Origin of the sequence: Micromonospora echinofusca (genome assembly GCF_900091445.1) — a bacterium.
Classification (GTDB): domain Bacteria; phylum Actinomycetota; class Actinomycetes; order Mycobacteriales; family Micromonosporaceae; genus Micromonospora; species Micromonospora echinofusca.
Map to the genome: position 1 here is coordinate 2,979,343 of NZ_LT607733.1, position 13,970 is coordinate 2,993,312.

Annotated in this window: 14 protein-coding genes and 1 tRNA gene; 11 read left to right on the top strand and 4 right to left on the bottom strand. The window is 75.8% G+C overall.

Features of this window, described 5'->3' with window-relative positions:
• Positions 1-168: 168 nt before the first annotated feature.
• The 9 genes from fdh (at position 169) to GA0070610_RS30500 (ending at position 10,367) form a co-directional block, all read left to right on the top strand.
• On the top strand, positions 169-3,468 hold the full coding sequence (gene fdh, locus GA0070610_RS13050) for a formate dehydrogenase (protein ID WP_269458874.1): 3,300 nt from the start codon (positions 169-171) through the stop codon (positions 3,466-3,468).
• A complete protein-coding gene (locus GA0070610_RS13055; protein ID WP_089000288.1) occupies positions 3,458-4,384 on the top strand; it encodes a 4Fe-4S dicluster domain-containing protein in 927 nt (308 codons plus the stop codon). The genes fdh and GA0070610_RS13055 overlap by 11 nt, the downstream gene beginning before the upstream one ends.
• Positions 4,381-5,370, top strand: coding sequence for an NrfD/PsrC family molybdoenzyme membrane anchor subunit (gene nrfD, locus GA0070610_RS13060; RefSeq protein WP_231926104.1), 990 nt, complete (start codon positions 4,381-4,383; stop codon positions 5,368-5,370). Before GA0070610_RS13055 ends, nrfD begins: the two co-directional genes overlap by 4 nt.
• 44 nt (positions 5,371-5,414) lie before the next feature.
• A tRNA-Sec gene (locus GA0070610_RS30495) sits at positions 5,415-5,510 on the top strand.
• Positions 5,511-5,528: 18 nt separating this feature from the next.
• The gene (gene selA / locus GA0070610_RS13065) at positions 5,529-6,833 is read left to right on the top strand and encodes an L-seryl-tRNA(Sec) selenium transferase (protein WP_089000290.1); all 1,305 of its coding nucleotides are present in this window, start codon (positions 5,529-5,531) and stop codon (positions 6,831-6,833) included.
• A gap of 3 nt (positions 6,834-6,836) precedes the next feature.
• On the top strand, positions 6,837-8,600 hold the full coding sequence (selB, locus tag GA0070610_RS13070; RefSeq protein WP_089000291.1) for a selenocysteine-specific translation elongation factor: 1,764 nt from the start codon (positions 6,837-6,839) through the stop codon (positions 8,598-8,600).
• Between the two features lie 40 nt (positions 8,601-8,640).
• Positions 8,641-8,838: a hypothetical protein gene (locus tag GA0070610_RS13075; protein WP_089000292.1), complete on the top strand. Its 198-nt coding sequence runs from the start codon at positions 8,641-8,643 to the stop codon at positions 8,836-8,838.
• 1 nt (position 8,839) lies between these two features.
• A complete protein-coding gene (locus GA0070610_RS13080) occupies positions 8,840-10,129 on the top strand; it encodes a hemolysin family protein (protein WP_089000293.1) in 1,290 nt (429 codons plus the stop codon).
• Between the two features lie 52 nt (positions 10,130-10,181).
• Positions 10,182-10,367: a hypothetical protein gene (locus GA0070610_RS30500; protein WP_148710079.1), complete on the top strand. Its 186-nt coding sequence runs from the start codon at positions 10,182-10,184 to the stop codon at positions 10,365-10,367.
• 4 nt (positions 10,368-10,371) lie between these two features.
• Here the strand turns inward: GA0070610_RS30500 and GA0070610_RS13085 are convergent, their stop codons facing one another.
• A complete protein-coding gene (locus GA0070610_RS13085) occupies positions 10,372-11,022 on the bottom strand; it encodes a hypothetical protein (RefSeq protein ID WP_089000294.1) in 651 nt (216 codons plus the stop codon).
• 119 nt (positions 11,023-11,141) lie between these two features.
• On the opposite strand from GA0070610_RS13085, the gene GA0070610_RS13090 reads away from it, so the two are divergent.
• Entirely contained in the window at positions 11,142-11,345 is a 204-nt protein-coding gene (locus GA0070610_RS13090; protein ID WP_089000295.1) for a hypothetical protein, read from the top strand.
• Here GA0070610_RS13090 and GA0070610_RS13095 read toward each other — a convergent pair.
• From GA0070610_RS13095 to GA0070610_RS13105, 3 genes are all read right to left on the bottom strand, one after another.
• Complete coding sequence (locus GA0070610_RS13095) at positions 11,342-11,821, bottom strand: hypothetical protein (RefSeq protein WP_089000296.1); 480 nt, start codon at positions 11,819-11,821, stop codon at positions 11,342-11,344. The two genes, GA0070610_RS13090 and GA0070610_RS13095, sit on opposite strands and share 4 nt — an antisense overlap.
• Positions 11,818-12,030, bottom strand: coding sequence for a phosphatidylethanolamine-binding protein (locus GA0070610_RS13100; protein WP_089000297.1), 213 nt, complete (start codon positions 12,028-12,030; stop codon positions 11,818-11,820). The genes GA0070610_RS13095 and GA0070610_RS13100 overlap by 4 nt, the downstream gene beginning before the upstream one ends.
• 100 nt (positions 12,031-12,130) lie before the next feature.
• Positions 12,131-13,012, bottom strand: coding sequence for a universal stress protein (locus GA0070610_RS13105; RefSeq protein WP_089000298.1), 882 nt, complete (start codon positions 13,010-13,012; stop codon positions 12,131-12,133).
• Positions 13,013-13,131: 119 nt separating this feature from the next.
• Between GA0070610_RS13105 and GA0070610_RS13110 the strand changes: the two genes are divergently transcribed.
• Complete coding sequence (locus tag GA0070610_RS13110) at positions 13,132-13,878, top strand: SAM-dependent methyltransferase (protein ID WP_089003468.1); 747 nt, start codon at positions 13,132-13,134, stop codon at positions 13,876-13,878.
• Positions 13,879-13,970: the final 92 nt, after the last annotated feature.

The window sequence follows — 13,970 nt, forward strand, 5'->3', positions numbered from 1 at the left end:
ACCACCGTGGACCCCGCCGCTGTCGGCTCTCCGACTGAAAGGACCCTCGTTTTTTCCGTTGCCGCGTGCAGGCACCGGGCAGATCGGGGGCTCGGGTCGCGGGCGCGCGCGGGCTGCCCTAGTGTTCGAGGGGTCGACGGTGTCAGGGCCGCGGGAGGGGGGTCGCGGATGGGTCTGCGGACCTTCATCCAGGGCTGGCCGGTCTACCGGCAACTCACCGGCACCGACCCGCTGGGCCGGGGCGCCGCGGCGCAGTCGGGCCGGTCGGCGGAGCTGACTCCCCGCACCGAAGCCGCCGACAGCGTGGCCCGCTCGGTCTGCCCCTACTGCGCGGTGGGCTGCGGCCAGCGCGTCTTCGTGAAGGACGGCGCGGTCACCCAGATCGAGGGCGACCCGGACAGCCCGATCTCCCGGGGCCGGCTGTGCCCGAAGGGGTCGGCCAGCAAGAGCCTCGTGACCAGCCCGCTGCGGCAGACGAAGGTCCGCTACCGGCGGCCGTACGCCACCGAGTGGGAGGACCTGGAGCTCGACGTCGCGCTCGACATGATCGCCGACCGGATCCTCGCCGCCCGCGCGGAGACCTGGGAGGACGTGGACGCCCAGGGCCGGCCGTTGAACCGTACGTTGGGCATCTCCAGCCTGGGCGGCGCGACGCTGGACAACGAGGAGAACTACCTCATCAAGAAGCTGTTCACGGCGATGGGGGCGCTCCAGATCGAGAACCAGGCGCGCATTTGACACTCCGCCACCGTCCCCGGTCTGGGGGCCAGCTTCGGTCGCGGTGGCGCGACGGACTTCCAGCAGGACGTCGCCAACGCTGACGTCGTCATCATCCAGGGCTCGAACATGGCCGAGGCCCATCCGGTGGGCTTCCAGTGGGTGCTGGAGGCCAAGCGGCGCGGCGCCAAGGTGTTCCACGTCGATCCGCGGTTCACCCGCACCAGCGCGCTGGCCGACACGTACCTGCCGATCCGCGCGGGCTCCGACATCGCGCTGCTCGGTGGCGTGGTGCGGCACATCCTGGAGAACGAGCTGGACTTCCGGGAGTACGTGCTGGCGTACACGAACGCCGCGACGATCGTCAGCGCGCGCTTCGTCGACACCGAGGACGGCGACGGCTTCTTCTCCGGCTTCGACCCGGAGACGGGCAGCTACGTCCAGGACTCCTGGCAGTACGCGGGCCACGAGTCGGACTCCGGCAGCGGGCACACCGCCAAGGAGCGCGACACCGCCGCGGGGCTGCGTCACGAGTCGCACGGCGCCCAGGTCGGCGGGCAGGTCGAGCGGGACGAGACGTTGCAGCATCCGCGCTGCGTCTACCAGATCCTCAAGCGGCACTTCGCCCGCTACACCCCGGAGATGGTGGAGCGGGTGTGCGGCATCCCCCGGGAGAAGTTCCTGGAACTGGCCGAGGCGTGGACGGCCAACTCGGGTCGGGAGCGCACCGGCGTGCTGATCTACTCGGTAGGGTGGACGCAGCACAGCGTCGGCGTGCAGTACATCCGTACGGGCGCGATCATCCAGCTGCTGCTGGGCAACATGGGCCGCCCCGGCGGGGGCATCCTGGCGCTGCGGGGGCACGCCAGCATCCAGGGCTCCACCGACATCCCGACGCTGTTCAACCTGCTGCCCGGCTACCTGCCGATGCCGCACCACGCCGACCATCCCACCTTCGACGAGTGGGTGGACAGGATCCGCCACCCGGGTCGGAAGGGCTTTTGGGGCAATGCCCGCGCCTACGCGGCGAGCCTGCTGAAGGCGTACTGGGGGGACGCGGCGACGCCCGAGAACGACTTCTGCTACGGGTACATGCCCCGGATGACCGGCGACCACGGGACGTACCAGCAGGTGCTGAACATGATCGACGGGAAGGTGCGGGGCTACTTCCTGCTCGGCCAGAACCCGGCGGTCGGCTCGGCGCACGGCCGGGCGCAGCGCCTCGGCATGGCCAACCTGGACTGGCTGGTGGTCCGCGACCTGTTCATGATCGAGAGCGCCACCTTCTGGCGCAACAGCCCCGAGGTCGCCACCGGCGAGATCGTGCCGGAGCGGTGCGGGACGGAGGTGTTCTTCCTGCCGGCCGCCTCGCACGTGGAGAAGGAGGGCACCTTCACCCAGACCCAGCGGCTGTTGCAGTGGCGGGAGAAGGCCGTGGACCCGCCGGGCGACGCACGCTCCGAGCTGTGGTTCTTCTACCACCTGGGGCTGCGGCTGCGGAAGAAGCTGGCCGGCTCCGACCTGCCGCGCGACCGGGCGCTGCTCGACCTGGCCTGGGACTATCCGACGCACGGCCCGCACGCCGAGCCGAGCGCCGAGGCGGTGCTGCGCGAGATCAACGGCTACGAGGTGGCGACCGGTCGCCCGCTGTCCGCGTTCGCCGAGGCCCGCGACGACGGTTCCACCGCCGTCGGTTGTTGGATCTACTCCGGGGTGTACGCCGAGGGCGTCAACCAGGCGGCGCGGCGCAGGTCGCGCCACGAGCAGGACTGGGTGGCGGCCGAGTGGGGCTGGGCGTGGCCGGCGAACCGGCGCACCCTCTACAACCGCGCCTCGGCCGACCCGCAGGGCCGGCCGTGGAGCGAGCGCAAGCGCTACGTCTGGTGGGATCCGGACGCCGGGGAGTGGACCGGCTACGACGTGCCGGACTTCGAGCGGACCAAGCCGCCGACGTACCGGCCGCCCGAGGGCGCGTCCGGCCCGGAGGGGATCGCCGGCGACGACCCGTTCGTCATGCAGGGCGACGGCAAGGGCTGGCTGTACGCGCCCAGCGGCGTGCTCGACGGCCCGCTGCCGACGCACTACGAGCCGGCCGAGTCGCCGGTGCGCAACCCGTTCTACCGGCAGCAGGCCAACCCCACCCGCAAGGTGTACGCGCATCCGGTGAACTCGGTGAACCCGAGCCCGCCGCAGGAGCACAGTCAGGTCTTCCCGTACGTGTTCACGGTCAGCCGGCTCACCGAGCACCACACGGCGGGCGGGATGAGCCGTACGGTGCGGCCCTTGGCGGAGCTGCAACCGGAGATGTTCGTCGAGGTGTCCCCGGAACTGGCGGCGGAGGCGGGGCTGGCGCACCTGGGCTGGGCGCACCTGGTCAGCGGTCGGGCGGTGATCGAGGCGAAGGTGCTCATCACCGACCGGCTCACCCCGTTGCGCGTGGACGGCCGGGTGATCCACCAGATGTGGCTGCCGTACCACTTCGGGTTCGAGGGCCTGGTGACCGGCGACTCGGCCAACGACCTGTTCGGGATCACCCTGGACCCGAACGTGCTGATCCAGGAGAGCAAGATCGGTACCTGTGACGTGCGGCCGGGGCGGCGGCCCACCGGCCCGGCCCTGCTGGGCCTGGTGGCCGACTACCAGCGGCGGGCGGGCATCGTCCCCGGCCATCCGGCCCCGACGCTCACCCCGGGGGCGCTCGCCCCGCCGGCCGCCGCCGACGGTGCCGGGGAGGGCCGTGATGCTTCCTGACCCGCACAGCCTGTCCGGGCCGCTGGATCCCGCCCCCGAGGCGGGCTGGACCGACGCGCCGCCCCGGATGGGGTTCTTCACCGACACGAGCGTCTGCATCGGCTGCAAGGCGTGCGAGGTGGCCTGCAAGGAGTGGAACGACGTCCCCGGCTCGGGGCTGGACCTGCTGGGCATGTCGTACGACAACACCGGCGCGTTGACCGCGAACTCGTGGCGGCACGTGGCGTTCGTCGAGCAGCCCCGCCCGGCCGGGACCCAGGACCCGCCGGGCCGGACCGACGGGCCGGAGTTCCTGGGGATGCCGGGGGCGCAGCCGCCGGGGCGCGCCGGGGGCGCGGAGGGGCGCACCGACTTCCGGTGGCTGATGATGTCCGACGTCTGCAAGCACTGCACCCACGCGGCCTGCCTCGACGTGTGCCCGACCGGCTCGCTGTTCCGCACCGAGTTCGGCACGGTGGTGGTGCAGGAGGACATCTGCAACGGCTGCGGCTACTGCATCTCCGCCTGCCCGTACGGCGTCATCGACCAGCGCAAGGGCGACGGCCGGGCGTGGAAGTGCACGCTGTGCTACGACCGGATCGGCGCTGGCGGGACCCCCGCCTGCGCGCAGGCGTGCCCGACCGAGTCGATCCAGTACGGGCCCCTCGACGAGTTGCGGGAACGCGCGGCGGCCCGGGTGGCGACGCTGCACGAGCGGGGCGTGCCCGAGGCGCGGCTCTACGGGCACGACCCGGGCGACGGGGTGGGCGGCGACGGCGCGTTCTTCCTACTGCTCGACGAGCCCGAGGTGTACGGGCTGCCGCCGGACCCGGTGGTCACCACGCGGGACCTGCCGAAGATGTGGAAGCGGGCCGGCGTGGCGGCGCTGGCGATGGCGGCGGCGGCCGTGGCCGCGTTCGTGGGAGGTTCCTCGTGAGTCCGGAGCGTGGTGGGCGCAGGCGGCGCGGCGGCGAGGAGCTGCGCGTCCCGGAGGCCGAGTTCACCTCCTACTACGGCCGGCCGATCCTCAAGGCGCCGGTCTGGAAGTGGGACATCGCCGCGTACCTGTTCACCGGCGGGCTGGCCGCCGGCTCGTCGCTGCTCGCCGCGGGCGGGCAGCTCACCGGCCGGCCCGCGCTGCGCCGCGCCGGCCGGGTCACCTCGCTGGCGGCCGTCACCGCCAGCACCGTCTTCCTGATCAGGGACCTGGGCCGGCCCGCCCGGTTCCACCACATGCTGCGGGTGGCCAAGCCCACCTCGCCCATGTCCGTGGGCACCTGGATCCTCGGCGCGTTCGGCCCGGCAGCCGGCGTCGCGGCGGTCGCCGAGGGCGCGGCGTGGCTGCCCGAGCGGGGGCTGTCCGGCCTCGCCCGCCGGGTGCTGCCACCCGTGGGGCACGCCGCCGGGCTGGCCGCCGCGGCGACCGCGCCGGCGCTCGCCACCTACACGGGGGTGCTGCTGGCCGACACGGCCGTGCCGTCGTGGCACGAGGCGTACCCGGAACTGCCGGTCATCTTCGCGGGCAGCGCCCTGGCCAGCGGCGCGGGAGTCGGGCTGATCGCCGCGCCCGCCGCGCAGGCCGGGCCCGCCCGGCGGATGGCGGTGGCGGGCGCGGCCCTGGAGCTGTACGGCGCGCACCGCGTGGAGACCCGGCTCGGGCTGCTCAGCGAGCCCTACCGCACCGCGTCCGCCGGTCGCCTGCTGCGCGCCGGGCGGGCCCTGACCGCCGTCGGGGTGGCCGGCGCGCTGCTGGGCCGGCGCAGCCGCACGCTCTCCGCGTTGTCCGGGGCGGCCCTGCTGGGCGCCTCGGTGGCGACCCGGTTCGGCATCTTCCACGGCGGCGTCGCCTCGGCGAAGGACCCGAAGTACACGGTGGTGCCGCAGCGCGAGCGCCTCCAGCGGCGGCGCGCCGCCGAGGGCTGACGCCGCCCACGCCCGCCCGCCGGGCCTGTGGTTCACTGCTGCGTGGAGGCGTTCAGGCGGCTGGTGCCCCTCCCGGTCTTCAAAACCGGTGTGGTCCGGGATCCGGGCCAGGCGGGTTCGATTCCCGTCCGTCTCCGCCATGCTGCGGAAGAGGGACCATGGGGGACGTCGCGGCCGATCCGCGCCGGCGGGTGCCGCGCACCGACGCGCTGCTCGCCGACCCCCGGCTGGCCGCCGCGGCGGTCACCGTCGGCCGGGAGCGGGTCAAGGCCGCCGTCCACCGCGCCCAGGAGCGGGCCCGCCGTGGCGAGATCACCCCCGAGGCGGTACGCGACGCCGCGCTGGCCGCCCTGCCCGCGTCGACGCCCCGGGCGGTGCTCAACGCCACCGGGGTGGTGCTGCACACCAACCTGGGACGCGCCGCGCTGTCGCCCGCCGCCGTCGCGGCGGTGGCCGCGGCCACCGGGCACACGGACGTCGAGCTGGACCTGCGCACCGGACGGCGGGCCCGGCGCGGACGCGACGCCCTCGACGCCCTCGCGGCGGCGGTGCCCGACGCGGGCGCGGTGCACGTGGTCAACAACGGCGCCGCCGCGCTGGTGCTCGCCGCCACCGCCCTGGCCGCCGACGCCGAGATCGTCGTGAGCCGGGGCGAGCTGGTGGAGATCGGCGACGGGTTCCGCCTGCCCGACCTGCTGGAGAGCACCGGCGCCCGGCTGCGCGAGGTCGGCACCACCAACCGCAGCACCCTCGACGACTACGCCGCCGCGCTCGGCCCCCGTACCGGCTTCGTGCTCAAGGTGCACCCGTCGAACTTCCAGGTCACCGGCTTCACCTCCGCCGTGCCCGTACGGGCGCTGGCCACCCTCGGCGTCCCCGTGGTCGCCGACATCGGCTCCGGGCTGCTCGCGCCCGATGCGCTGCTGCCCGCCGAGCCGGACGCCGCGTCCACCCTGCGGGCCGGCGCGGCGCTGGTCACCGCCAGCGGCGACAAGCTGCTCGGCGGCCCACAGACCGGCCTGCTGCTCGGCGCCGCCGACCTGGTCGAGCGGCTGCGCCGCCACCCCCTGGCCCGGGCGCTGCGCGTGGACAAGCTGACCCTCGCCGCGCTGGCCGCCACCCTCGGCGACCCGACCACCCCCACCCGGACCGCGCTGCACGCCGACCCGGGTGCGCTGCGCGAGCGCACCGAGCGGCTGCGTGACGCGCTCGCCGCCGACGGGTGCGAGGCGCAGGTGGTGCCCGCCGGGGCGGTCGTCGGCGGCGGTGGCGCGCCCGGCGTCGAGCTGCCCTCCTGGGCGCTCGCCCTGCCCGAGCACTATGCGGGGCCGCTGCGCCTCGGCGACCCGCCGGTGCTGGGCCGGGTCATACGGGGACGGCTGCTGCTGGACCTGCGCTGCGTGCCCGTCGACGCCGACGCGGCGCTGCGCGCCGCCGTGCTGCGCGTACCCGGGCGGGGCTGAGCCGTGTTCGTGGTGGCCACCGCCGGGCACGTCGACCACGGCAAGTCGACGCTGGTGCGGGCGCTGACGGGGATGGAACCGGACCGGTGGGCCGAGGAACGCCGCCGGGGCATGACCATCGACCTCGGCTTCGCCTGGAGCACGCTGCCCTCGGGCGCGACGGTCGCGTTCGTCGACGTGCCGGGCCACGAGCGGTTCGTGCCGAACATGCTCGCCGGCGTCGGCCCGGTGCCCGCCGCGCTGATCGTCGTCGCCGCCGACGAGGGCTGGATGCCGCAGTCCGCCGAGCACCTGGCGGCGCTGGACGCGCTCGGGGTGGCGTACGGGCTGCTGGTGGTGACCCGCGCGGACCTGGCGGACCCGGGGCCGGCGACGGCGCAGGCCCGGGCGGAGCTGGTCGCCACCTCCCTCGGCGGCCTCGACGCGGTCGCCGTCAGCGCGGTCACCGGCGCCGGTCTGCCGCAGCTGCGCGCGGCGCTGGACCGGCTCGCCGCCCGGCTGCCCGGCGCGCCCACCGACGCCCCGGTGCGGCTGTGGGTGGACCGCGCCTTCACCGTCCGGGGCGCCGGCACGGTGGTGACCGGCACCCTCGGCGCCGGACGGCTGCGGGTGGGCGACGAGCTGGAGCTGGCGGGCAGTGCGGAGACGGTGCGGGTACGCGGCCTGCACTCCCTCGGCGTGGCGCGGCCCGAGGTCGCCGCGGTCGCGCGGGTGGCGGTGAACCTGCGCGGCACGCCCCGCGACCGCCTCGGGCGCGGCGACGCGCTGCTCACCCCCGGCCGGTTCCACCGCACGGACCTGCTGGACGTGAGGCTGGCCGGCGATGCGGCCGGGGCCCTGCCGGCCACCCTGACCCTGCACATCGGCGCGGCGGCCGTGCCGGCCCGGGTCCGGCCGCTCGGCGCCGACACGGCCCGGCTGCGGCTGGCCCGGCCGCTGCCGCTGCTGGTCGGGGACCGGGCGCTGCTGCGTGATCCGGGCCGGCACCACGTCGCGGGCGGGGTGACCGTGCTGGACGTCGCGCCGCCGCCGCTGACCCGCCGGGGCGCGGCGGCGGCCCGCGCGGCCGTACTGGCCACCATGGACGGCCGCCCCGACCTGGCCGGCGAGCTGCGCCGGCGGCGGCTGGCGCGGGCCGGCGACCTTCTTCGCACCGGCGTCGAGGTGACCGGCCGGCCGGTCACCGGCGACTGGTTGGCCGACCCGGAGCACTGGCGGGTCCTCGGCGCCCGGCTGGTCGAGGAGGTCGCCCGGCACGCCCGGGAGCATCCGCTGGAGCCGGGTGTGCCGCTCGAGCTGCTGCGTCAGCGCCTCGACCTGCCCGAGCGGGCGCTGGTCGAGGCGCTGGTGCGGCCGCCGCTGCGGCTGCGCGCCGGCCGGGTCACCGCGTCGGCGGCCGACGCGCTGCCGGAACCGGTGGCCCGGGCCGTGGCCCAGGTCCGCGCCGAGTACGCCGACCGCCCGTTCCGGGCCCCCGAGGCCGAGCACCTCGCCGACCTGGGGCTGGGTCCCCGGGAGATCGGCGCGGCCGTACGCGCGGGGGCGCTGCTGCGGCTGGCCGAGAACGTGGTGCTGCTGCCCGGCGCGGCCGACGACGCCGTACGGGTGCTGGCCGGGCTGCCCCAGCCGTTCACGCTCAGCGCCGCCCGGCGGGCGCTGGACACCACCCGCCGGGTCGCGGTGCCGCTGCTGGAGCTGCTGGACCGCCGCGGCGTGACCCGGCGGCTGCCCGACGACGCGCGGATCGTGGTCACGGCCGGGTCCTGAAGCCGCCCCGGCGGGGCGGGCGGTCGCCTAGCGTGACGCCATGGACCCTTCCGCGGTCTGGCGGGACAGGCAGCACAAGTGGCGGATCGAGGCGTACCGGGCGCCGGACCTGCGTTTCGCGATCTTCGCGACCAACGGCACCACCGAGTCCGCGCCGCTGTGGCTGTTCGGGATGTCGGCGCTGGCCCGGTGGCTGATGACGCACAAGATCTCCCTCGACGACCTGGAGGTCGACTGACATGGGGGCGCAGTTGGGTCAGCTCGCGCTGGTGGCGGTGCTGGTGCTGATCAACGCCGCCCTGTCGGGCAGCGAGATGGCGTTGGTGACGCTGCGCGAGGGGCAGGTGCGGCAGTTGGGCCGGCGCAGCCGCTCGGGGGAGCGGCTGGCGCGGCTGGTGCGCGACCCCAACCGGTATCTCGCCACCATCCAGCTCGGGATCACCCTCGCCGGGTTCCTCGCCTCCGCCGCGGCCGCGGTGTCCCTGGCCGAGCCGCTGGTCGGGCCGCTGAGCTTCCTCGGCGGCGCCGCGCGGGGCGTCGCGATCGTCCTGGTCACCGTGCTGCTGACGTTCGTCACCCTGGTCGTGGGCGAGCTGGCCCCCAAGCGGCTGGCGATGCAGCGCGCCGAGCGCTGGGGGCTGCTCAGCGCCGGCCCGCTGGACCTGCTGGCCCGGCTGTCCCGGCCGGCGGTCTGGCTGCTGAGCAAGGCCACCGACGTGGTGGTGCGGCTGGCCGGCGGGGATCCACGGGCCAGCCGTACGGAGATGACCGAGGACGAGCTGCGGGAGATGCTGGTCAGCCAGCGGGGCCTGTCCGCGCAGCAGCGGGAGATCCTCATCGGCGCGTTCGACATCGCCGGCCGTACGCTGCGGGAGATCCTGGTGCCCCGGCTGGCCGTGACGACGCTGCCCGCCACGCTGTCGGCCGCCGACGGGCTGCGCCGGCTCGCCGCCGCCGGCCGCTCCCGCGCCCCGGTCGTCGGGCCGGGCGGGCTCGACGAGGTGCGCGGCGTGGTGCACATCCGCGAACTCGTCGGCGCGGACGGGGCGACCGTCGCCGGCCGGGCCCGCCCGCCGCTGCTGCTGCCGGGCACCCTGCCCGTCTCCGACGCGCTGCGGGAGCTGCGGGCGTGCCACCAGCAACTCGCCCTCGTCGTCGACGAGCACGGCGGCGTCGACGGCATCATCACGATGGAGGACCTGCTGGAGGAGGTCGTCGGGGAGCTGTACGACGAGACCGACCGGGACGTGACCGGGGCGACCCGGGAGCCGGACGGCTCGCTGCTGGTGCCCGGCGACTTTCCGCTGCACGACCTGGCCGACGTCGGCGTACGCCTGCACTTCCGGCCGTCGCGGGAGTACACGACGGTGGCCGGGCTGGTGCTGGCCGGGCTGGGGCACCTGCCGAGCGGCCCGGGGGAGACCGTGCACCTGCCGGGGCTGACCGTCGAGGTGGTGGAGGTGTCCGACCGGGTGATCCGCCGGGTGCGGCTGCGCGGCTTCCCCGCCGGCCCTGACCCGGTCGGGTGACGGCGGGCCGAACCACCACGAACGGAGCGGAGCCGGACGTACCGTCCGGTACGTGAAGGACCGAGGGATGCGGACGTTCGTCACCGTGCTGGCCGGGCTCGCGGTGATCTACTTCGGCACCACCGGCCGCAGCGAGGAGGACGGCCGAGGCGTGTCCGGGGGGCTCGTCGTGCTCGCGCTGCTGGCGGCGCTGCTGGTGTGGCACCTGACGAAGCCGGGCGACAAGACGGCGAAGTAGGCCCTCACGCGGCGGCGGCGCGGGTCACCTCACCGGCGGACTCCTCGCCGAGGGCCACCCGGACCAGCGCCGAGGCGAGCCGGCCGAAGTCGGCGGGGGCGACCAGCGCGGCCAGCCGCTCCGCCGAGCCGGGCAGGCCGAGGCGTTTCGCGCCGGCCAGGGCCCGCCGGTCGGCGAACGGGCGCAGGTCCGGCCAGACCACCTGCGCCTCGCGCAGGAAGATGTCCGCGCCGGTGGGGCCGATGCCGGGGAACTCGGTCAGCAGGCGGCGCAGTCCGGCCGGCTCGCCGCCGGCCTCGCGGTGCAACCGGCGCAGGTCGCCGCGCCAGCGCTCCCGGCACAGCCGCGCGCCGGTGCCGAGCATGGTCGAGGTCCGCTCGTCGTAGCGGCGGTAGTGGCCCCGGCCCAGCGCGTCGACCCGGTCCTGCCAGCTCGCCGCCTCCATCGCCTGCGGGGTCCGCAGGCGAGCGGCGAACAGTTCCCGCGCGGCCGCCACGGCCACGCCCGCCCGGATCCGGGTGCTCAGCAGCGTGGCGAGCACCAGCAGCTGGTAGAGCGGGGCGGGCCGGTCGGCGAGCGTGATGCCCGCCTCCTCCGCGTACGTGCGGCCCCGCCGGTCCAGCAGGATCCGCGCCACCTTCCGGTCGTCGCCCATCCCTCGGATGTACCCGCCCTGCGCCCGGCCACCCCTGCGAGCGTCGGCCCCGGCGGGCATGCCGCAGGGGTGGACGGGTAACCGACGCCGGACCCGGTCGAACCCGGAAGGAGAGACCCGTGGTGAATCCGCAGCAGGAGGAGTTCCGCCGCAACAACAAGGGCGCCACCAGCCAGGACAGCAAGGGCCCGAACCCCGCGGGGCACCCGCGCAACCGCGGCTCGTCGCACGGCGACGAGGGTCGGCCGGTGCCCCGCGGGCAGGTGTCGCCGTACGGGCCGGCCGCCGAGCCGGTCGCCGACGACGAGAGCGCCCCGGGCTAGCGGCCCCGGCGCGAGGCGGGCGGTCGCAGCCGGTTCCAGGTGGCTGCGGCCGCCACGCCGTACGCGAGGTGCGGCACGAGGTCGGCCAGCCAGTCCCCGCGTCGCCACGTACGCGGATCGGTCACGCCGAGCACCGTCATCGACCCGTCGGACATCGTCATCACGCCGCCACCGAGCACCCCGGCGGCCAGCGGCAGCGGCATCCGGCGGCCCCGGGAGAGCAGGGCGTAGCCGATCCCCGCCGCGACACCGATGCCGTAGCCGAGCAGCGGGCCGAGGCCCGAGCGGCGGTTGGCCGCCCGGTCCCCGGGCCCCAGGTCCACGTGCGCCACCTGGGCCAGCCGTCCGGCGCTGCGCTCCGGGGTGCTGCTCGCCGGACGCGCCCGTACGACCATGTCCAGGTAGCTGACCACGTTCAGGGCGGTGCTGCCGACCGCGCCGGCGATCGCCCCGTCGGCCAGGCCGCCCGCCCTCACTTCGGGTCGCCCGGTTCGCGCTCGCCCTTGGGGCCGTAGACCCGCTCGCCGCGCACGACGCCCCGCTGCCCGCGGTCGGACTGCAGGATCCGGTTGGCCACGTCGTTGGCCTTGTCGTCGGGCACCCGTCGTCCCGAATCGTCCATCGCGTTGCGGATGCGTGCCCGCTGCTTGTCGTACGCGTTACTGCCCGGCCGTGGTCCTGGCATCGCTGCCTCCTCCGGTCGTCGTCGCCGTTGGCGTACCGCGGTCGTCTACCCGCCTGCGCCGCGACCAACCCCACGACCGGTTCGGCGCGGTGGGGCGGGCTCAGCGGGGCGCGCGGACCACCGCGACGGGACAGTCGGCGTGGTGCAGCATCGACTGGCTCACCGAGCCCAGCAGCAGCCCGGTCAGCTCCCCGCGGCCCTGCCGGCCGACCACCAGCAGCTGTGCCCGCCGGGACGCCTCGGCCAGCACGGTGGTGGGGCGGCCCCGGGAGGTCTCCCGGCTGACCGACACGTCCGGCCACCGTTGCGTCAGCCCGGCCAGCGTCTCGGCGACCACCCGATCCTCCTCGGAACGCAGCTCGGTGTCGTCGTACACCAGGGGCAGCATGTCCCCGGGGCCGGTGGATGCCGGATGCCGGTAGGCGTGCAACGCGACCAGCGGCGCGCCGCGCATGGACGCCTCCTCGATCGCGAACTCCGCGGCGAGCCGGGCGGTCTCGGAGCCGTCGACCCCCACGACCACGGGCCCGTCGGGGTGGTCGGTGCCCCGGGCGACCAGTACCGGGCAGTCGGCGTACGCGGCGACCTGCACCGCGACCGACCCGACCACCAGGGCGGAGAAGCCGCCGAGCCCCCGGTCGCCCAGCACGATCATCGCGGCGGCCGGGGACTCGCCGAGCAGCACCGCGGCAGCCTCACCGTCGATGATCTCGCCGGAGATCCGCAACCCGGGCACCGTGGCCTCGGCCTCGTCCGTGGCGGCGGTGACGACCTGTTCCGCCTGCTCCCGCAGGCCGGCGCCGGGCGGTCCGCCGGCGGGGGCGTCGACCGGGACGCGCAGCAGGGGCCAGATGAAGCCGTGCACGATCCGCAGCGGCCGGTGCCGGCGGGCCGCCTCGACGGCGGCCAGCCGTACGGCACGCAGCGCCGATTCCGAGCCGTCCACGCCGACGACCACCGCCGCGCCGTTCGCCGAGTTCACCGCCCACCTCCCGCCGGTTCCCGGCCAGTATCGCGGCCGGCCGCCTGTCGGCGGGCCGATACCGCGCAGGCCGAGTGGTCGGTACGCTGTCCACGCCCACCGGGGAGGGAGCGTCGTCGATGGTTGAGCCCGACCAGCCGAGCACCGCGCGCATGATCGATTTCTGGCTCGGCGGGGAGCACCACTTCCCGGTCGACGTGGCGGCCGCCCGTGCCTTCGAGCACGCGTACGGGCCGTGCGCGCCGGTCTTCCGCGAGCTGCGCGCCTTCCTCGGCCGGGCGGTGCGCACGATGGCCGCGCGGGGGGTGGACGGCTTCCTCGTCTTCGGCGCCGGGGTGCCCAGCATGGGCAACGTGCACGAGGTCGCCCCGGAGGCCACCGTGCTCTACACCGACGTCGACCCGGTGACCATCCGCCTCGGTCAGCGCCTGCTGGCCGGCAGCGACCGGGCCGGCTACGGCTACGGCGACGCCACCGACATCGGCACGGTCGACCGCGCCCAGCTGCACCGCTTCGTGCCGGGGTGGGGGAGGAGGCCGGTCGGGGTGGTCTTCCTCGGCCTGGCCGCGTTCCTGGACGACGAGACGCTGGCGCGCACCCTCGACGAGCTCTACCAGGCCACCGCGCCCGGCAGCCTGCTCGCCGTCGATTTCGACACCGAGGAGCTGGCCGGTCACCCGGAGGCCCTGGCGATGATGGGTCCGACGTTCCGGATGCGCGCGCCGGCCGCGTTCGCGCGGCTACTGGGCCGCTGGACGCCCACCGACGACGGCATCGTGCCGATCAGCCGGTGGCGCCCGGACGGCCCGCCGGCGCAGGTGCCGGACGCCTTCCACGGCGGGCTCGCCGTCCGCTCGCCGGGCTGACCGCCTCGCCCGGCGGACCGGGTTCCAGGACGCTTACCGTCCGCTCGCCGGGCTGACCGCCTCGCCCGGCGGGCCGGGTTCCAGGACGGCGG